The 19,204-nt window shown below is 64.7% G+C and carries 12 protein-coding genes and 1 pseudogene; 4 read left to right on the forward strand and 9 right to left on the reverse strand.

The features are described from left to right. Positions 1–315: 315 nt before the first annotated feature. Positions 316–747 (forward strand): DUF2628 domain-containing protein, encoded by a 432-nt coding sequence (locus ACNQPL_RS09390; RefSeq protein WP_346613782.1) that lies wholly within the window; start codon positions 316–318, stop codon positions 745–747. Positions 748–1,179: 432 nt separating this feature from the next. On the opposite strand, the gene ACNQPL_RS09395 is transcribed toward ACNQPL_RS09390, so the two are convergent. The 8 genes and pseudogenes from ACNQPL_RS09395 to ACNQPL_RS09430 form a co-directional block, all read right to left on the reverse strand. Continuing rightward, the gene (locus ACNQPL_RS09395) at positions 1,180–2,805 is read right to left on the reverse strand and encodes a BatD family protein (RefSeq protein WP_416466515.1); all 1,626 of its coding nucleotides are present in this window, start codon (positions 2,803–2,805) and stop codon (positions 1,180–1,182) included. Continuing rightward, positions 2,802–4,523, reverse strand: a complete 1,722-nt coding sequence (locus tag ACNQPL_RS09400; RefSeq protein ID WP_416466517.1) for a tetratricopeptide repeat protein — start codon at positions 4,521–4,523, stop codon at positions 2,802–2,804. Before ACNQPL_RS09400 ends, ACNQPL_RS09395 begins: the two co-directional genes overlap by 4 nt. Beyond that, positions 4,520–5,596, reverse strand: coding sequence for a vWA domain-containing protein (locus ACNQPL_RS09405; RefSeq protein WP_416466518.1), 1,077 nt, complete (start codon positions 5,594–5,596; stop codon positions 4,520–4,522). The genes ACNQPL_RS09400 and ACNQPL_RS09405 overlap by 4 nt, the downstream gene beginning before the upstream one ends. Continuing rightward, positions 5,589–6,083 carry a DUF4381 domain-containing protein gene (locus ACNQPL_RS09410; protein ID WP_387529939.1) on the reverse strand — a complete coding sequence of 165 codons (495 nt, stop codon included), beginning with the start codon at positions 6,081–6,083 and terminating at the stop codon, positions 5,589–5,591. The genes ACNQPL_RS09405 and ACNQPL_RS09410 overlap by 8 nt, the downstream gene beginning before the upstream one ends. After that, on the reverse strand, positions 6,080–7,024 hold the full coding sequence (locus ACNQPL_RS09415) for a DUF58 domain-containing protein (protein ID WP_416466519.1): 945 nt from the start codon (positions 7,022–7,024) through the stop codon (positions 6,080–6,082). Before ACNQPL_RS09415 ends, ACNQPL_RS09410 begins: the two co-directional genes overlap by 4 nt. A 4-nt stretch (positions 7,025–7,028) precedes the next feature. Beyond that, positions 7,029–7,988 (reverse strand): AAA family ATPase, encoded by a 960-nt coding sequence (locus ACNQPL_RS09420; protein WP_039601915.1) that lies wholly within the window; start codon positions 7,986–7,988, stop codon positions 7,029–7,031. Between the two features lie 146 nt (positions 7,989–8,134). After that, a pseudogene (locus ACNQPL_RS09425) lies at positions 8,135–8,764 on the reverse strand (MFS transporter); the annotation flags it as partial. Positions 8,765–8,958: 194 nt separating this feature from the next. Further along, complete coding sequence (locus ACNQPL_RS09430) at positions 8,959–9,312, reverse strand: hypothetical protein (RefSeq protein WP_416466520.1); 354 nt, start codon at positions 9,310–9,312, stop codon at positions 8,959–8,961. A gap of 249 nt (positions 9,313–9,561) precedes the next feature. On the opposite strand from ACNQPL_RS09430, the gene ACNQPL_RS09435 reads away from it, so the two are divergent. After that, positions 9,562–14,427 carry an NAD-glutamate dehydrogenase gene (locus ACNQPL_RS09435; RefSeq protein WP_416466521.1) on the forward strand — a complete coding sequence of 1,622 codons (4,866 nt, stop codon included), beginning with the start codon at positions 9,562–9,564 and terminating at the stop codon, positions 14,425–14,427. Between the two features lie 167 nt (positions 14,428–14,594). Here the strand turns inward: ACNQPL_RS09435 and ACNQPL_RS09440 are convergent, their stop codons facing one another. Further along, entirely contained in the window at positions 14,595–15,413 is an 819-nt protein-coding gene (locus ACNQPL_RS09440) for a pyruvate, water dikinase regulatory protein (RefSeq protein ID WP_012313507.1), read from the reverse strand. Positions 15,414–15,589: 176 nt separating this feature from the next. Between ACNQPL_RS09440 and ppsA the strand changes: the two genes are divergently transcribed. Both ppsA and ACNQPL_RS09450 read left to right on the forward strand, forming a co-directional pair. Next, positions 15,590–17,965 carry a phosphoenolpyruvate synthase gene (gene ppsA, locus ACNQPL_RS09445; RefSeq protein WP_346613790.1) on the forward strand — a complete coding sequence of 792 codons (2,376 nt, stop codon included), beginning with the start codon at positions 15,590–15,592 and terminating at the stop codon, positions 17,963–17,965. A 66-nt stretch (positions 17,966–18,031) separates the two neighbouring features. Continuing rightward, positions 18,032–19,060: an alpha/beta fold hydrolase gene (locus tag ACNQPL_RS09450; RefSeq protein WP_416466522.1), complete on the forward strand. Its 1,029-nt coding sequence runs from the start codon at positions 18,032–18,034 to the stop codon at positions 19,058–19,060. The last annotated feature ends 144 nt before the right edge of the window (positions 19,061–19,204 follow it).

The following is a 19,204-nucleotide window of genomic DNA, read 5'->3' on the forward strand; positions in this document are numbered from 1 at the left end:
ACCTGTTGGTGTCGAGTCGGCAAGCCGGGGCTTGGCGTGGATGATGGGTGTTGCGCAGCCGGGTATGTTAACCCAAGCCAGGGCGCTAGGGCAGGTAAGCGCATGCGCCGGTAATTGGCATTACTGGGCTCGAACGGCGTTGGGACGTTGTGGTTGGGTCTTGCAAATGTGCCTTCGCATTGAATCCACTTTGTGAGCTGATTCACATTCGACCTGGCTGCAAGACTTGCTCCCTGACCAACTGTGACCTACCCTTCCGAACCGGCCACGATCATGGCTATTCGACATCCACGGACGATATTTACGGAGCTCCCCATGGAAGGTATCCCACAAACCCAATCCACCTATGGCAACCTCAAGCCGAAATGGCAGGAGCGTTTTGCCTTCTTCGATCAGCACGGCGCGCCGACCTCCGAGTCTTACAAGGCCGCTTTCCGTGCCTTGCCTTTTCGCAAGAAGCTGCTGATCAACAATAACTTCATCGGCTTTTTCTTCGGCCCGATCTACTGGTTCGTGCTGGGCCTGTGGAAGAAGAACCTGGTCATGCTGGCGATCATGATTGCGCTTGGGTTGCTGCTGGGCGTTGTCGAGGCGGTGACGGGGAGCGAAATTCCACGGCCGGTGGATAACGGGCTCAGTATGGCGTTTGCGTTTCTCTACAGCTTTTTGAGCAATCGGGCTTATTACCTGAAGCAGACCAAAGGGCTCAATGGTTGGAACCCGTTTGAGGGGCAGCGGTTTATTTGAGCGTTTGATGAGGGCGGGCAGGGCCAGGCGGGAGGTTTATAGCGTCTGCGAGATCGAGCGTCGAAAGGGCGGCGCATCGCGAAGCGCTTGCCTTGGGTTTTTTAGTGCTCTTGAGATCGAGCGCCGCCCGCGCGGCGCATCGCGGGCAAGCCCGCTCCTACATTTGTTGCAACGCGCCGTTCCAGCCAGGCCATGGTTGTTCGCCTTGGTGAATGGCTGAAGACAGGTGGGGCGGCGGCAGCGCCAGCCGAAAAATCGCGTCTTAAAAACAAGGCTGACAACTATGGCCTATCAGGCCATGGCACGTTGCAACAAATGTAGGAGCGGGCTTGCCCGCGATGCGCCGCGCGGGCGGCGCTCGATCTCACAGGCGCTTAAAGCCCCAAGCCATGCCCATCCCAACCCCAACCCCAAACCCCGACCCCCAAACCCTCACTTCGGATAAAGCGGCGGCAAGCTCCCCGGCTCACCCGAAGGCAACAACACCTGCTCCGCCGGTGGAATCGTGCCAATCGCCCGCCACAAATCCTCCCCCTGCCAATACTGCCCACTCTCGCTGTAAAGCGCCCCGTTCAACCCATCCAGCGCATCCGACAGCGGCACGAACCGGGCCGCCATCTCCGCCAGGGTCTCCGGCTGTTGCCGCGCCCAAGCGTCGAGCGCCTGGCGGGTGGCCTGTGGGTCGTTGGCCTGGCAGGCACGCTTGAGGTCGTCCAGCAGGGTGCGTGGGCTTGGGCCAGCCTGCGCGGCACGCAGCACGGCCGGTTGCGAGCGGGCGCGCCACCACAGGGCGAAGCCGAGCAGGGTGGTCAGGGCGAACACCAGCGTGGCGAGTTGCCAAGGCCAGAGCAGGCTGCTGCCGGTGCTGGTATCACCCACCGGGCTTTCGGCGCTCAAGGCCGGGTTGTCCTGCACGTCCAGGGTGCGTGCAGGCAGGCTTGAGTGCTCCAGGTGGTCTTCGCGGGTGTTCCACCAGGTCACTTCCAGTGCCGGCAGCGCCAGTTCGCCGCTGTGGGTCGGCACCAGCGCTTCGCGCTCCTCGCGGTTGGCGGTCATGCCGCGTTCGTTTATTTCGTTGCGCAGCAGCGGCTGGTCCGGGTAGCGGCGCAGGCCGACGATTTCAGTCGCCGGCAATTGCGGCAGCTGGGTACTCGACAGCCCCTCGGCGCGCAGGGTGATGCTGCGGGTCAGGGAGTCGCCAATCTGTGTCTGCTGGCTGCCAGGGTCGGGGTTCCAGTGTTCCTCCAGGCTCAGGCCCCGTGCGGGTAACCACGGCGCATTGGCAGGCCAGGCGGCGGGGATCGGGCGGACGGTCAGGCGCAGCGGCAGCGAGCTGACCTGCACCTGGCGGCCTGCCCGCGCGCTGGCGGCGGGCTGCTGGGCATTGTCGGCGGCGGTGGCGGTAAACGTGAGCGGTGGAATGTCCAGGTTGCCACTCTGTTGCGGGTAAAGTGCGTAACGGGTCTCGATCACGCCGTGACGTACGCCGTTGATTTCCTTTTCATAAGTGCGCGACTCACCCAGCGGCTCGACCTTGGCGTTTTCCAGCTGCAGCGGGCTGAGGCTGCTGTCGTCGTACAGCGATACCGAATGGTAGATGCGCAGGGTCAGCACGGCCTGGGCCTGAACGTACACCTCGTTGCTGTCCAGCGTGGCCTCGACGAACACCTGGGACGCCGTCTCCGGGCGGCTGGCGTCGGCCTGTAGCACCTGCAGGTCGATGGCCTGGCTGTGTGACTGGCCCAGTTGCAGTTCAGGGATACGCAGGCTGCCGCTGCGCCGAGGCAGCAGGGTGATGATCCAGCGGGTGCTGGCGCGGGTCTCGCCGTCGAGGGTGTGCAGGCTGTTCAGCTGGCGCGTGCCGCGTACTTCGAAGTCGCCATCGAGGGCGCGCAGGTCGGGCTTGCCGAATTGCGTCACATCCTGGCTTTCGAGGGTCAGCTCGAGGGTTTCGCCGGCCTCCAGGCGAGTGCGGTCGACGCTGGCCTGCAGGGTCGGGTCGGCCTGGGCGAGGAGGGCCCATAACAGGCAGAGCAGAAAGACGCCGAGGCGACTCATCGTGGGGTTTCCTGATGCAATTGCTGTTCATACCAGAATTTACGGCGCAGCAGCTCTGCCGGGTTGTCCGGGATCTCCCGCAGCCATTGTTCAAGCGCCTGGCGTTGTTCGGCGTCCAGGCTGGTCGAGACGGGCCTTTGTGGGGGCTGGGTGACGCCGTCGTCGTCACCGCCCTGGTTACCGGGGGTGGCCGGGCTCTGGGTGTTGCTGCCTTCGCCGGGTTGTTCGGCGTTGGCCTGTTCTTCGCTGCCAGGTGTGCCCTGCGCCGGGCTGCTGGCCGAGCTGCTGTTGCCTTCGGTTTCGCTGCCGGGCGAGCCTTGGGCATCGTCTTTGGCCGGTTGTTCCTCGGCCTGGCCTTCGCGTTGCTGCAACAGTTGCTGGATCAGCGCCTGGTTGTCCAGCGCCGGCTTGAAATCGGGTTGGCGCTCCAGGGCTTGTTCATAGGCGTCCAGCGCGGCTTCCAGCTCGCCGCTGCGGGCCAGGGCGTTGCCACGATTGTAGTGGGCTGCCGGCGTATTGCCCTGGGCGAAGGCCTTGGCGGCCGCGGCGTAGTCACCAGCTTGGTACAGGGCCATGCCGCGCCATTGCGGGTCCTGGAAGTGGCGGGCGGCATCCGCCGGCCGGTTTTGCTCCAGCAGGCGCTGGCCCTGCTGGTCGGGGCGCAACCACAGGTCGTTGAACTCGAAGGCCTGGCTCGGTTGTGGCAGGGCAAGCAGCAGCGGCAGGCAGAACAGCCAGCCGCGGCGGCCGGCACAGGCCGCCAACAGCAGCAAGGGAATCAGCAACCAATAGCCTTGGTCGGCCCAGCTGTCGAGCTGCACGTTCTGGCCGTCGTTGCGCAGGATGCGCGGGTTGTCGAACAGGCCGAGGCCGCGCAGGTCGAGGTCGTCGATGCGCGCATGGCGGTAACGCCCACCCGTGCCGTTGATGAAGGCCTTGAGCCCGGGGCTGTCCAGGTGCGGCACCAGGATGCCGCCCTGGTCGTCCTTGAGGAACTCGCCATTGGCCTGGCGCACCGGCGCCCCGTCCCGGGTGCCAATGCCCAGCATCAGCAGGCTGGGGCCTTGGCGGCCAAGGGCCTGGACGATGCCCTGGCGTTCCGGCGCACTCAGCGCCGAGCCAATCAGCAGCAAACGGCCCTGGCCCAGGCCGCTTTGCGCCAGCAAGGCCAGGCCTTTCTGTACGGCAAGGTCGGCGCGCTGGCCGGGTTGCGGCATGATCGACGGGTCGATCGCCTCGAGCAGGTTGCGTGTGGTGCCCAGGTCATCCGACAGCGGCACCAGGGTGTGTGCACTACCCGCGTAGACGATCAGTGCTGTCTGGCTTTCGCGGCGGTGTTCGAGCAGGTCGAGGACTTTGCGCCGGGCCTGCTGCAGGCGGTTGGGCGGGGTGTCCTCGGCAAGCATCTGCGGGGTCAGTTCGAGCAGGATCACCAGCGGGTCGGCCGGCCGCTGGCGGGTTTCCTCCAGGCGCTGCCAGCTTGGTCCGAGCAGGGCCAGCACTACCAACAGCCAGGCGAGGCCCAGGGCGACCCAGGGCAGTTTACTGTTGCTGCCGCTGCCGCCACCCAGCAGCACCGGGTGGAAGGCTTTCGGCAGGATCATCTGCCAGCGCCCGGCGCGCTTGCGCCGGTGCCACAGCTTGAACAGCAGCCAGCCAAGCAGCGGCACGACCAGCAGCCACAGGGGGCGTAACCATTGCGGCCACAGGTCGATCATCGCCGCTTCCTCAGGCGCAGCCGTTTCAGGCGCTCACGCCATTCCGGGTGGGGCTGCAGGAAGCGCGGTTTGCGCATCACCCGTTGCAGCAGGTTGTCTGGCCATTGCACCGCTACCACCAGCAGCACGCTGAGCAGCAAGGCCAGGGCCAAGGGCCAGGCATACAAGGCCTTGGCCGTACGCGCCTGGGTCGGTTGCTGGGCGACGGGCTCCAGCTCGTCGAGGGTATCGCCGATGGCGTCCAGTTCAGCCCCGTCATGGGCGCGGAAATAGGCCCCGCGGGTCAGCTCGGCGATTTCCTTGAGCGAGGCTTCGTCGAGGTCCAGGCTCGGGTTCAGGCCCAGCAGCCCGGGCGTGCCGGTGGCCTCGGGGTTGGCACCGATGCCGATGGTGTAGATGCGCACGCCTTCCTGGGCGGCCAGGCGGGCGGCGGTCGAGGGGTGGATCTGCCCGCCATTGTTGGCGCCATCGGTGATCAGCACCAGCACCCGGCTTTGCGCGGGGCGCTGGCGCAAGCGCTTGACCGCCAGGCCGATGGCGTCGCCGATGGCGGTGTTCTTGCCGGCGATGCCGATCTGCGCCTCGTCGAGGAAGGTGCGCACGGTGCGCCGGTCGAAGGTCAGCGGTGCCTGCAGGTAGGCCTGGCTGCCGAACAGGATCAGGCCGACGCGGTCGCCCTCGCGGTCCTGCAGGAAGTCGCCCATCAACGCCTTGACCAGGTCGAGGCGGCTTATTTCGTCGTTTTTCCACTGCATGTCGGGGAAGTCCATGGAGCCGGACACATCCACTGCCACCAGCAGGTCGCGGCCACTGGCAGCCACCGGTACCGGGTCGCCCAGCCATTGCGGGCGGGCGGCGGCGAGCAGCAGCAACAGCCAGATCACCACAAAGGGCGCCTGCTGGCGCCAGGTCGGCAGGTTCAGGCGCGCGCGTCGGCCGGCCAGGCCCTCCAGCTCGTCGAGGAAGCCCACCTTGAGCACCGGCTCGCCGCTGTCGGCGGCGGGCAGCACCAGGCGTGCCAGCCACGGCAGCGGCAGCAGCACGAAGATCCACGGCCAGGCCAGCTCAAACATGTTTGCGGATCCAGGTTTCGACGGCTTGGCTGAGCCCGACGATGGCTTTGTCGTCGAGTTTGCACTCAGGCTTGTAGGCGCCTTCGACCAGCACCATCCAGCGGGTCAGGCCGGCGGCCGGGCAGCGGTTGTCGAGAAACGCCAGCCACTGGCGGCCGTTGAGGGTATGGCTATTGGCGCCGGGGTAGTGGTTGCGGCACAGGCGTTTGAGCAAGGCGTTTATCTGCTGCAACCAGGCGCCGGCTGGCGCGCCGTCGTAGGGGCGCGGCAGGCGTGCGAGTTCGGCCAGGGCCTCTACGCGTACTGGGTCGAGCGGCTGCTCGGCACGTACCACCCGGCGCTTGCCCGGGCGCCAGCGCCGCAGCCGCCACAGGCCCCAGGCCAGCAGCGGCAGCAGGGCGAGCAGCAGCCACCAGCCCGGTGCCGGTGGCCACAGGCCGATCGCTGGCGGGGCGATCAGCGGTTGCAGCTGATCCAGCGGATTCATTTGCTGCTCCCAGGGCGCTGGGCGTTCAGGTATTCGCGCAGCTGTTCGACCATTTCGCTTTGGGTGCTCAGCGGCATTAGCACCACGCGCAGCTTTTGCGCCATCAGGTCCCAACGCTCGATACGCGCTTCGGCCTGCTGACGGTAAGCCCGGCGCAGGTTGGCGTCCAGCGTGTCGAGCTGCAGCTGCGCGCCGCGCTGGGCGAAACGCAGCAGGCCGGCAGCGGGCAGCGCATGGTCGAGCGGGTCGGAGACCGGCATCAGCAGCAGGTCGCAATGGCGCGAGAGCATGGCCAGGTGCTGTTCGGCCTGGGGGCTGAGCGAGCGTTCGTCACAAATGACGATGGCCAGGCTGCCGGGGCGCAGCACTTCACGGGCGCGGCGCAGGGCCAGACCGAGGCTGTCGGCCTGGGGCACCGCTTCGGTGTGCAGCGCCTGATTGACCTTGGCCAAGCGGTTGAGCAACTGCAGCAGGCTCTGCTTGCTGCGGCGCGGCTTGATTTCGTGGTGTTCGTTGTCGCCAAACACCAGCCCGCCGATGCGGTCGTTGTGGCCCAGGGCCGCCCAGCCGAACAGCGCGGCGGCCTGCGCCGCGAGCACCGACTTGAACATCAGCCCCGAGCCGAAAAACAGGCGCTGGCTTTGCTCGACGAGGATGAAGATCGGCCGTTCACGCTCTTCATGGAACAGCTTGGTATGCGGCTCCTGGGTGCGGGCGGTGACGCGCCAGTCGATGTTGCGCACATCGTCGCCGGCCTGGTAGACGCGCACCTGGTCGAAGTCCACACCGCGGCCGCGCAGCTTGGAATGGTGCAGGCCGACCAGCGGGCTGCGCTGGCCGGGCCGGGAGAACAGCTGGATTTCGCGCACGCGGTGGCGCATGTCGATCAGCTCGGCGAGGCCGATGCGGATGCCGGGTTCGGCCTGCAGCGCAGTGGGCATGGGCTCAGGCAACGGCGACGACGTCGAGGATGCGCTGAACCACGCGGTCCTGGTCGACCCCCGCCGCCTCCGCTTCGAACGACAGGATGATGCGGTGGCGCAACACGTCGAACAGCACTGCCTGGATATCCTCGGGGCTGACGAAGTCGCGCCCGGCCAGCCAGGCATGGGCCCGGGCGCAGCGGTCCAGGGCAATGGAGCCTCGTGGGCTGGCACCGTAGGCGATCCAGTCGGCCAGTTCGGTATCGAACTTGGCCGGGGTGCGGGTGGCCATGACCAGTTGCACCAGGTATTCCTCTACAGCGTCGGCCATGTACAGGCCGAGGATTTCCTTGCGCGCGGCAAAGATCGCTTGCTGGCTGACCCGCCGTTCGGGCTTGACCTCACCGCCCAGGGCTTCGCCGCGGGCCTGGGCAAGAATGCGCCGCTCCACGGCGGCATCGGGGAAGCCGATTTTCACGTGCATGAGAAAGCGGTCGAGCTGGGCTTCGGGCAGCGGGTAGGTGCCTTCCTGCTCGATCGGGTTCTGCGTGGCCATGACCAGAAACAGGGGCGACAGGTCATAGGTGCTGCGGCCCACGCTGACCTGGCGCTCGGCCATGGCCTCGAGCAGGGCAGACTGCACCTTGGCGGGCGCGCGGTTGATTTCGTCGGCCAGCACCAGGTTATGGAAGATCGGCCCCTGCTGGAACACGAAGCTGCCGGTTTCCGGGCGATAGATTTCAGTGCCGGTGATGTCGGCCGGCAGCAGGTCGGGGGTGAACTGGATGCGATGGAACTGCGCCTCCACCCCCTCGGCAAGCTCTTTGATGGCCTTGGTCTTGGCCAGGCCCGGCGCGCCCTCGACCAGCATGTGGCCGTCAGCCAGAAGCACGATCAGCAGACGCTCGACCAGCTTCTCCTGGCCTAGGATCTGGGAGGAAAGAAAGGTGCGTAGCGCGATCAGCGCTTCACGGTGTTCCATCGGCGACGGTTCCTGGAAGAGCGCCAGGGCGGGCGTAGTGGGCAACCGACCTGGCAGGGGGGGATACTTTAATCTATCCGCGGTGCCGCGTCGAAATCTGCGCTTGGGTGCAACGCCGTTGCAGATCTCGCGCGATGCTCATAGGGTCAGTTTTTCGAACTGGAATGTTTGCGCCCCTGGTCGCACAGGGCAAACACTACAACCAGCACCCCGGCTATCGCCAGGATCAACGCCACGCCATCGGTGGAGTGCGTCGCCGAACCCGCCACCAGCGCCAGCCCGCCCAATGGCGCAAGGCCACCGGCGACTGCCGTACCAATCTCGCGCCCGGTACCAAAGCCCGACGAGCGTGTCTGGGTCGGGAACTGGCGGCTGAGGAACGAGCCCTGCGGGGCGAACATCATCGGCGCAAGGATGCCGGTGCCGATGGCGATGGCCACGTAGATCAGCATTGGCTCACCGGTGCTCAGCAATTGCAGGAATGGGTAGGCGAACAGCACCGACAATGCGCCGCCGAGCATCAGCACGGTCTTGCTGCTCCAGCGGTCGCACAGCCAGCCGAAAAACGGCACGGCGAAAATCGCTACCAGGCTGGCGATGGTCACTGACAGCGAAGTGACATGCGCTTCGACGCCCTTGAACTGGGTCAGGTAGGCCAGCGAGAACGTCTTGAAGATGTAGCTCAGGGCGTTGTAGCCGATGGCCGCGAAAAACACCACGGCCAGGCCTTTCAGGTCATTGCGCAGCAACAGCTTCAGCGGCGACACCTGCGGTTTGTCACCCGGTGCCATCCACCGCGGCGCCTGCTTCGCGGCTGAAGCCGCTCCCACAGGGTATGCGGCGCGCTCGCGGGCTTTGTTCTCTGCGCGACAGCGCAGCCCGAACGGCTGGGTAATCTCCCACAGGGCTGAGCAGCGCCGCAGTCATTGTGGGAGCCGGCTTGCCGGCGATGAGGCCGGAACTGAACACCTCAAAGTTCTTTGACGAAGGTGCCGGTGCCTTTGAGGATGTTCTCCAGGGTCAGCGCAACCTCTTCCAGGTCAGTCCCCGCCGAAGTCAGCACGATCTCCAGCGCCTCATCCCCCTTCAACGCATCGCGGTCGCCCGCCGCCACTTCTATCAGCAAACGCTGGGCACTGAGGGTTACCTTCAACCCATCCAGTGTCGACGGCTCATCGTCCAGGGTCAGGTCGACGGTGTCTTCATCCGGGTAGCGGGTCAGCAAGAACATCTGCCCCTTGTCGCTGTGGCAGCACAGGGTCGCCATGTTGTCTTCCTCGTCATCGCAAGGGGTGGCGAACAGCAGGGCAGTGGTGATTTGCATGGAAGCGACTCGGGTCAATGGAAACGAAAGTGAATTCTGACAGCCTTGCGTGCATCCATAAACGTAAAGTTACCCCCCCTTGACCGAAATTGTCGCAGCGCTGCAAGCGGCGATGACCGATCAGTCGTTAAGCTTCCGCGAGCCCTGAACATATGCGTCCGGCTTGCCACGGGTTGGCTATCGTTGATCCGTAACCGTCGGACGCACGCGACGCTTCAATTATTACAAAGCCCAAGCGGAGTACCACAGATGGCGTTCTTCACCGCAGCCAGCAAAGCCGACTTTCAGCATCAACTGCAAGCGGCCCTGGCGCAGCACATCAGCGAGCAGTCACTGCCACAAGTGGCGCTGTTCGCCGAGCAGTTCTTCGGCATCATTTCCATGGACGAACTCACCCAGCGCAGGCTGTCGGACCTGGCCGGCTGCACCCTTTCTGCCTGGCGCATCATCGAGCGTTTCGACTCCGAGCAACCGCAAGTGCGGGTGTACAACCCCGATTACGAACGCAACGGCTGGCAATCGACCCACACCGTGGTCGAAGTGCTGCACCACGACCTGCCATTCCTGGTCGATTCGGTACGTACCGAACTCAACCGCCGTGGCTACAGCATCCATACCCTGCAGACCACGGTGCTCAGCGTGCGCCGTGACGCCAAGGGCGAGCTGCTCGAGCTGCTGCCCAAGGGCAGCCAGGGCGAGGGTGTACGCCATGAATCGCTGATGTACCTGGAAATCGACCGCTGCGCCAATGCCGCAGAGCTGAACGTGCTTACCCGCGAAATCGAGCAGGTACTGGCCGAAGTGCGCGTGGCGGTGGCCGACTTCGAGCCGATGAAGGCCAAGCTGCGTGAAGTCGTGGCAGAGGTGGAGCAAACCGCGTACGCCCCGGCGCAGCATGAAAAGGGTGAGGTCAAAGCGTTCCTCGAATGGCTGCTGGACAACCATTTCACCTTCCTCGGCTACGAGGAATTCACCGTGCAGGCCGACAGTGCCGGCGGCCAGATGGTCTACGACGAGCAGTCGTTCCTCGGCCTGCCGCGCCGCCTGCGCGTGGGCCTGACGGCCGAAGAGCTGCGCATCGAAGACTACGCCGTGGCTTACCTGGCCGAGCCGCTGCTGCTGTCGTTCGCCAAGGCCGCGCTGCCTAGCCGCGTGCACCGCCCGGCCTACCCGGACTACGTGTCGATCCGCCAGCTGGACGCCGACGGCAAGGTGGTCAAGGAGCACCGCTTCATGGGGCTGTACACCTCCTCGGTGTACGGCGAGAGCGTGCATGCCATCCCCTACATCCGGGTCAAGGTTGCCGAAGTGGAGCGCCGCTCGGGCTTCGACCCCAAGGCGCACCTGGGCAAGGAGCTGGCGCAGGTGCTTGAAGTGCTGCCGCGCGACGACCTGTTCCAGACCCCGATCGACGAGCTGTTCAGCACCGTGATGTCGATCGTGCAGATCCAGGAACGCAACAAGATCCGCGTGTTCCTGCGCAAGGATCCCTACGGGCGCTTCTGCTACTGCCTGGCCTATGTGCCGCGGGAAATCTACTCCACCGAAGTACGGCAGAAGATCCAGCAGGTGCTGATGGAGCGCCTCAAGGCCAGCGACTGCGAGTTCTGGACCTTCTTCTCCGAGTCGGTGCTGGCCCGTGTGCAACTGATTCTGCGGGTGGACCCGAAGAACCGCATCGACATCGACCCGCAGCAGCTGGAAAACGAAGTGATCCAGGCCTGCCGCTCGTGGCATGACGATTACTCGGCGCTGGTGGTCGAGAACTTCGGCGAAGCCCAGGGCACCAATATCCTCGCCGATTTCCCCAAAGGCTTCCCGGCCGGCTACCGCGAGCGCTTTGCCGCGCACTCGGCGGTGGTCGACCTGCAGCATGTGCTGGCGCTGTCCGAGAGCAAGCCGCTGGCGATGAGCTTCTACCAGCCGCTGACGCGCCTGGGCGACCGCCTGCTGCACTGCAAGCTGTACCACGCCGACACCCCGCTGGCGCTGTCGGACGTGCTGCCGATCCTCGAGAACCTCGGCCTGCGCGTGCTCGGTGAATTCCCCTATCGCCTGCGCCACGCCAGTGGCCGTGAGTACTGGATCCACGACTTTGCCTTCACCTACAGCGAAGGCTTGAGCCTGGACATCCAGCAGCTCAACGACGTGCTCCAGGACGCGTTCATCCATATCGTCCAGGGCGATGCCGAAAACGACGCCTTCAACCGCCTGGTACTCACCGCCGGCCTGCCATGGCGCGACGTGGCGCTGCTGCGCGCCTATGCCCGCTACCTCAAGCAGATCCGCCTGGGCTTCGACCTCGGTTACATCGCCAGCACCCTGAACAACCACACCGACATCGCCCGCGAGCTGACGCGGCTGTTCAAGACCCGCTTCTACCTGGCGCGCAAGCTCACCCTTGATGACCTTGACGACAAGCAGCAGCGCCTTGAGCAGGCCATCCTCACCGCCCTGGACGACGTGCAGGTGCTCAACGAAGACCGCATCCTGCGCCGCTACCTGGACCTGATCAAGGCCACCCTGCGCACCAACTTCTACCAGCCGGATGCCAACGGCCAGAGCAAGCCGTACTTCAGCTTCAAGTTCAACCCCAAGCTCATCCCCGAACTGCCCAAGCCCGTGCCGAAGTTCGAGATTTTCGTCTATTCGCCTCGGGTCGAGGGCGTGCACCTGCGCTTTGGCAACGTCGCCCGCGGCGGGCTGCGCTGGTCGGACCGCGAGGAAGACTACCGCACCGAGGTGCTGGGCCTGGTCAAGGCCCAGCAGGTGAAGAACTCGGTGATCGTGCCGGTCGGCGCCAAGGGCGGCTTCCTGCCCCGGCGCCTGCCGTTGGGCGGCACCCGCGATGAAATCGCGGCTGAAGGCGTGGCCTGCTACCGCATCTTCATCTCGGGCCTGCTCGACATCACCGACAACCTCAAGGACGGCGGCGTGCTGCCACCGGCCAACGTTGTGCGCCACGATGACGATGACCCGTACCTGGTCGTGGCGGCCGACAAAGGCACCGCAACCTTCTCCGACATTGCCAACGGCATCGCCATCGACTACGGCTTCTGGCTGGGCGACGCCTTCGCCTCGGGCGGCTCGGCCGGCTACGACCACAAGAAGATGGGCATTACGGCCCGTGGCGCCTGGGTGGGCGTGCAGCGCCACTTCCGCGAGCGCGGCATCAACGTGCAGCAGGACCCGATCACCGTGATCGGCGTCGGCGACATGGCCGGCGACGTGTTCGGCAACGGCCTGCTGATGTCCGACAAGCTGCAGCTGGTGGCAGCGTTCAACCACCTGCACATCTTCATCGACCCGAACCCGGACCCAGCCACCAGCTTCGTTGAGCGCCAACGGCTGTTCGACTTGCCGCGTTCGGCCTGGAGCGACTACAACACCAGCATCATGTCCGAAGGCGGCGGGATCTTCCCGCGCAGTGCCAAGAGCATCGCCATCAGCCCGCAGATGAAAGCACGCTTCGCCATCGAAGCCGACCGCCTGACCCCGACCGAGTTGCTGCATGCGCTGCTGAAGGCACCGGTAGACCTGCTGTGGAACGGCGGTATCGGCACCTATGTCAAGGCCAGCACTGAAAGCCACGCCGATGTCGGCGACAAGGCCAACGACGCGCTGCGGGTCAACGGCAATGAGCTGCGCTGCAAGGTGGTGGGTGAGGGCGGCAACCTCGGTATGACCCAGCTCGGCCGCGTCGAATTCGGCCTGCATGGCGGCGCCACCAACACCGACTTCATCGACAACGCTGGCGGCGTGGACTGCTCCGACCACGAGGTCAACATCAAGATCCTGCTCAACGAAGTGGTGCAGGGTGGCGACATGACCGAGAAGCAGCGCAACCAGCTGCTCGGCAGCATGACCGATGAAGTTGCCGGCCTGGTGCTCGGCAACAACTACAAGCAAACCCAGGCGCTGTCGCTGGCGGCCCGTCGCGCCCGCGAACGCATCGCCGAATACAAGCGCCTGATGGCCGACCTGGAAGGCCGCGGCAAGCTGGACCGGGCCATCGAGTTCCTGCCGTCCGAGGAGCAACTGGCCGAGCGCCTGGCGGCCGGCCAGGGCCTGACCCGTGCCGAGCTGTCGGTGCTGATCTCGTACAGCAAGATCGACCTCAAGGAGCAGTTGCTCAAGTCGCTGGTGCCGGACGACGACTACCTGACCCGCGACATGGAAACCGCCTTCCCGCCGTCGTTGGTCAGCAAGTTCGCCGAAGCCATGCGTCGCCACCGCCTGAAGCGCGAAATCGTCAGCACCCAGATCGCCAACGACCTGGTCAACAACATGGGCATCACCTTCGTGCAGCGGCTCAAAGAGTCCACTGGCATGAGCCCGGCCAACGTCGCCGGGGCCTATGTGATCGTGCGCGATATCTTCCACCTGCCGCACTGGTTCCGCCAGATCGAGGCGCTCGACTACCAGGTGCCGGCGGAAATCCAGCTGACGCTGATGGACGAGTTGATGCGCCTGGGCCGCCGCGCTACGCGCTGGTTCCTGCGCAGCCGGCGCAACGAGCAGGATGCCGGGCGTGACACCGCGCACTTCGGGCCGAAGATCGCGCAACTGGGCCTGAAGCTCGACGAGCTGCTGGAAGGCCCGACCCGCGAGCGCTGGATGGTCCGCTACCAGAGTTTCGTCGACGCCGGTGTGCCGGAGTTGCTGGCGCGTATGGTGGCGGGTACCAGCCACTTGTACACGCTGCTGCCGATCATCGAGGCGGCCGACGTTACCGGGCATGATCCTGCCCAGGTGGCCAAGGCGTTCTTCGCCGTCGGCAGCTCGCTGGACCTCACCTGGTACCTGCAGGAAATCAGCAACCTGCCGGTGGAAAACAACTGGCAGGCCCTGGCCCGCGAGGCGTTCCGCGACGACATCGACCTGCAGCAGCGGGCGATCACCATTTCCGTGTTGCAGATGGCCGATGCGCCGGAAGACATGGACGCCCGGGTGGCGCTGTGGGCAGAGCAGCACCGGGTGATGGTCGAGCGCTGGCGCGCGATGCTGGACGACTTGCGCAATGCCACGGGGACTGACTATGCGATGTACGCGGTGGCCAACCGCGAGCTGGTCGACCTGGCGATGAGTGGGCAGGCGGCGGTGGTGCCGTCCTGATCCTTCAGGTGAAATGAAAAAGCCCCGGCAGTGATGCCGGGGCTTTTTTGTGTGTCAGTGACGGCCTCTTCGCGGGGCAAGCCCGCTCCCACAGGTTTCCCACCGCCCTCAAGCTCGCTGGGGCATCTGTGGGAGCGGGCTTGCCCTGCGAAAGGGCCGGAACAGGCTTACTTGAACCGCCGCTCCACCCCTTTCTCCACCAGGATCTTCGCCGAAATCTCTTCCACCGAAAAATGCGTGGAATTGATGTTGGGAATGTTCTCCCGGCGGAACAGGCTCTCCACCTCACGTACCTCGAACTCGCACTGGGCAAAGCTCGAATAGCGGCTGTTGGGCTTGCGCTCATGGCGGATGGCGGTGAGGCGGTCGGGGTCGATGGTCAGGCCGAACAGCTTGTTGTGGTGCTTTTTCAGCACCGCTGGCAACTGCAGGCGCTCCATGTCGTCTTCGGTCAGCGGGTAGTTGGCGGCGCGGATGCCGAACTGCATCGCCATGTACAGGCAGGTTGGGGTCTTGCCACAACGCGACACGCCGACCAGGATCAGGTCGGCCTTGTCGTAGTAATGGGTGCGCGCACCATCGTCATTGTCGAGGGCGAAATTGACCGCCTCGATGCGTTCCATGTAGTTGGAATTGCCGCCGATCGAGTGGGATTTGCCCACGGAATACGACGAATGGGCAGTCAATTCCTGCTCGAGCGGGGATAAAAACGTCGAAAAGATGTCGATCATGAAGCCGTTCGACGTGGCCAGGATCTCTCGGATGTCCTGGTTGACGATGGTGTCGAAGATGATCGGGCGCATCCCGTCACGCTCGGCCGCAGCGTTTATCTGCTGCACCATGGTCCGCGCCTTGTCCGGCGTATCGATGTACGGGCGGGTGAATTTGTTGAACGGAATGCTATCGAATTGCGCGAGCAGGCTTTGGCCCAGGGTTTCGGCAGTGATGCCGGTGCCATCGGAGATGAAGAACGCGGTTCGTTTCATTTGCGATCTGGGCCTTAAGCTGATGACGTTTCTTGGATATGATAAGTTCGGTTTGCCGAATGCGGCTGTCGGCATTCTCACTTATTTTCCAGGTACAGGCCACAAGCGCCCGGCCAAGTCACAAAGACAGGCGGGCGCCCTTGAGCTTTTCCAATACAGTTAGTGGAGAGATCACCTTGGTAGAGTACGTAGTTTCCCTCGATAAGCTCGGCGTCCATGATGTGGAGCATGTGGGGGGCAAGAACGCATCCCTGGGCGAGATGATCAGTAACCTCGCCGGTGCCGGCGTGTCGGTGCCGGGCGGCTTTGCCACTACGGCTCAGGCGTACCGTGATTTTCTCGAGCAGAGCGGGCTGAACGACCGCATTCACGCCGCGCTCGACGCGCTGGACGTCGATGACATCAATGCCCTGACCAAGACCGGCGCGCAAATCCGCCAGTGGGTGATGGAAGCCGAATTCCCGGCGCGCCTTGATTCGGAAATCCGTACGGCCTTCGCCGAAATGGCCGCCGGCAACGACAACATGGCCGTCGCCGTGCGTTCCTCGGCCACCGCCGAAGATTTGCCAGACGCTTCGTTCGCCGGCCAGCAGGAAACCTTCCTCAACATCCGTGGCGTCGACAACGTGATCCGCGCGGCCAAGGAAGTGTTCGCCTCGCTGTTCAACGACCGTGCCATCGCCTACCGCGTGCACCAGGGCTTCGACCATAAGCTGGTGGCCCTGTCTGCCGGCGTGCAGCGCATGGTCCGCTCGGAAACCGGCACTGCCGGCGTGATGTTCACCCTCGACACCGAGTCGGGCTTCCGCGACGTGGTGTTCATCACCGGCGCCTACGGCCTGGGCGAAACCGTGGTGCAGGGTGCGGTCAACCCTGACGAATTCTACGTACACAAGAACACCCTGCAGGCCGGCCGGCCGGCCATCCTGCGCCGTAACCTGGGCAGCAAGGCGATCAAGATGATCTACGGCGACGAGGCCAAGGCCGGTCGTTCGGTCAAGACCGTCGAAGTCGACCGTGCCGAGCGTGCGCGCTTCTGCCTGACCGACGCCGAGGTCAGCGAGCTGGCCAAGCAGGCCATGATCATCGAGCAGCACTACCAGCGCCCAATGGACATCGAGTGGGCCAAGGACGGTGACGACGGCAAGCTGTACATCGTCCAGGCGCGCCCCGAGACCGTGAAGAGCCGCGCCAGCGCCAATGTCATGGAGCGCTATCTGCTCAAGGAGAAGGGCACCGTTCTGGTTGAAGGCCGTGCCATTGGCCAGCGCATCGGCGCCGGCAAGGTCCGTGTGATCAAGGACGTGTCCGAGATGGACAAGGTGCAGCCAGGCGACGTGCTGGTTTCGGACATGACCGACCCGGACTGGGAACCGGTCATGAAGCGCGCCAGCGCCATTGTCACCAACCGCGGCGGCCGTACCTGCCACGCGGCCATCATCGCCCGTGAGCTGGGTATCCCGGCCGTGGTCGGTTGCGGCAACGCCACCCAGCTGCTCAAGGATGGCCAGGGCGTGACCGTCTCCTGCGCCGAGGGTGACACCGGCTTCATCTTCGAAGGCGAGCTGGGCTTCGACGTCAAGCAGAACTCGGTCGATGCCATGCCGGACCTGCCGTTCAAGATCATGATGAACGTCGGCAACCCGGACCGCGCCTTCGACTTCGCCCAGCTGCCCAACGCCGGTGTCGGCCTGGCGCGCCTGGAGTTCATCATCAACCGCATGATCGGCGTGCACCCCAAGGCACTGCTGAACTACGCCGGCCTGCCGCCGGAGCTCAAAGAGAGCGTCGACAAGCGCATCGCCGGCTACAACGACCCTGTCGGCTTCTACGTCGAGAAGCTGGTCGAGGGCATCAGCACCCTGGCGGCGGCCTTCTACCCGAAAAAGGTCATCGTGCGCCTGTCGGACTTCAAGTCCAACGAATACGCCAACCTGATCGGCGGCAAGCTGTACGAGCCGGAAGAAGAAAACCCGATGCTGGGCTTCCGCGGTGCATCGCGCTACATCAGCGAGTCGTTCCGTGACTGCTTCGAACTCGAATGCCGTGCGCTCAAGCGTGTTCGCAACGAGATGGGCCTGACCAACGTCGAGATCATGGTGCCGTTCGTGCGTACCCTGGGCGAAGCCAGCCAGGTCATCGACCTGTTGGCCGAAAACGGCCTGGCCCGCGGTGACAACGGCCTGCGCGTGATCATGATGTGCGAACTGCCGTCCAACGCCATTCTGGCCGAAGAGTTCCTCGAGTATTTCGACGGCTTCTCCATCGGCTCCAATGACTTGACCCAGCTGACCCTGGGCCTGGACCGCGATTCGGGGATCATCGCCCACCTGTTCGATGAACGTAACCCGGCCGTGAAGAAGCTGCTGGCCAACGCCATTGCTGCGTGCAACAAGGCTGGCAAGTACATCGGCATCTGCGGCCAGGGCCCGTCGGACCACCCGGACCTGGCCAAGTGGCTGATGGAGCAGGGCATCGAGAGCGTGTCGCTGAACCCGGACTCGGTACTCGAAACCTGGTTCTTCCTGGCCGAGGGCCAGGGCGCAGCCTGATGCAGTAAAACGCGGGGGTGCGTCTGGCGCGCCCCCGCCTGGTTTTTTCCAGGGCGAGCTCCAGCAATGGATCCCGCCCTTTTTTGTGCAACAAGCAACCCTATGCATAGCAGCAGCAGTTTATTTCCCGTGGCTTTGCTCAGTGCCGAGCGCCGTGGCGACCTCAGCGAAGACGTGTACCGGATCAAGGCTGGCAATAGCCCTGACCCGAGCGTTGAATTGGCCGTGACTCGCCTGGGGCTCGCCGACCATGGCAGTGCCCAGGGCGTGCCGGTCATTCTTTTGCACGGCAGTTTCTCCAACCGGCGTTTCTGGTATTCGCCCAAAGGCATTGGCCTGGGCGCCTACCTGGCACGGGTGGGCTTCGATGTGTGGATCCCGGAGATGCGCGGCCACGGCCTGTCGCCGCGCAACCTTCAGTGGCGGCACAACCGGGTGGCCGACTATGCCCGCGATGACCTGCCGCTGATCGCAGCGTTCGTGCAGGAGCAGTCTGGCAAGGCGCCGCACTGGATTGGCCATTCCCTGGGCGGTACCACCCTGGCAGCCGCGCTGGGGGGCGGGTTTCTGCCTGCGGCGCAGGTCGCCAGCGCCGCGTTCTTTGGCACGCAGATCAGCCGAGTGTACTGGCCGCTCAAGGTGCCACCTGTGACTTGGGGGGCAAAGCTGTTGCTCAAACGTTGGGGGCAGATTTCCGGGCCGCGTTTCAAACGCGGGCCCGAGGATGAGCCGATGGGTCTGGCCCTGGAAAGCATGCGCTGGCATGGCCTGTTCGGGCGCTTCGGTGACAAGGACAACGACTGGTGGGCGGGGCTGGCCGAGGTGGATGTGCCGGTGCTGGCGGTGGCGGGGGCGGGCGACTTCCAGGACCCGGTCTGGGCCTGTCGCAAGCTGTTCGATCAACTGGGCGGCGAGCGTAAGCAGTTTCTCAGGCTGGGCCGCGAAGAAGGCTTCGACGCGTTTGGGCATGTCGACATGCTGGTGAGCAAGGCGGCGCAGCAGCAGGTGTGGCCGTTGGTGGAGCGCTGGCTGCGTGACCCGATGGTGGCGGTGCATGCGTCAACGCTGGGCGCGGAGCCTGTGCCGGCCAGTTGATCCTGGGTTGGCTTTACGCGCTTGCCCGCGAACAGGCCGCAATAGACGAAACGCAGATGACCACCCAGTCCCGGATGACTGCGACAGCCTCCCCGGTGTAGCCTTGGCGGATACCCGCTTTCGTTGTGACTGACAGGAGCTTCC

It is taken from the genome of Pseudomonas sp. LFS044 (assembly GCF_047978245.1).
GTDB lineage: Bacteria > Pseudomonadota > Gammaproteobacteria > Pseudomonadales > Pseudomonadaceae > Aquipseudomonas.

Bases quoted from the DNA above. Each gene is read 5' to 3' on its own strand.
- ACNQPL_RS09390 (WP_346613782.1), top strand. From the start codon at position 316: ATGGAAGGTATCCCACAAACCCAATCCACCTATGGCAACCTCAAGCCG.
- ACNQPL_RS09395 (WP_416466515.1), bottom strand. From the start codon at position 2,805: ATGAGTCGCCTCGGCGTCTTTCTGCTCTGCCTGTTATGGGCCCTCCTC.
- ACNQPL_RS09400 (WP_416466517.1), bottom strand. From the start codon at position 4,523: ATGATCGACCTGTGGCCGCAATGGTTACGCCCCCTGTGGCTGCTGGTC.
- ACNQPL_RS09405 (WP_416466518.1), bottom strand. From the start codon at position 5,596: ATGTTTGAGCTGGCCTGGCCGTGGATCTTCGTGCTGCTGCCGCTGCCG.
- ACNQPL_RS09410 (WP_387529939.1), bottom strand. From the start codon at position 6,083: ATGAATCCGCTGGATCAGCTGCAACCGCTGATCGCCCCGCCAGCGATC.
- ACNQPL_RS09415 (WP_416466519.1), bottom strand. From the start codon at position 7,024: ATGCCCACTGCGCTGCAGGCCGAACCCGGCATCCGCATCGGCCTCGCC.
- ACNQPL_RS09420 (WP_039601915.1), bottom strand. From the start codon at position 7,988: ATGGAACACCGTGAAGCGCTGATCGCGCTACGCACCTTTCTTTCCTCC.
- ACNQPL_RS09430 (WP_416466520.1), bottom strand. From the start codon at position 9,312: ATGCAAATCACCACTGCCCTGCTGTTCGCCACCCCTTGCGATGACGAG.
- ACNQPL_RS09435 (WP_416466521.1), top strand. From the start codon at position 9,562: ATGGCGTTCTTCACCGCAGCCAGCAAAGCCGACTTTCAGCATCAACTG.
- ACNQPL_RS09440 (WP_012313507.1), bottom strand. From the start codon at position 15,413: ATGAAACGAACCGCGTTCTTCATCTCCGATGGCACCGGCATCACTGCC.
- ACNQPL_RS09450 (WP_416466522.1), top strand. From the start codon at position 18,032: ATGGATCCCGCCCTTTTTTGTGCAACAAGCAACCCTATGCATAGCAGC.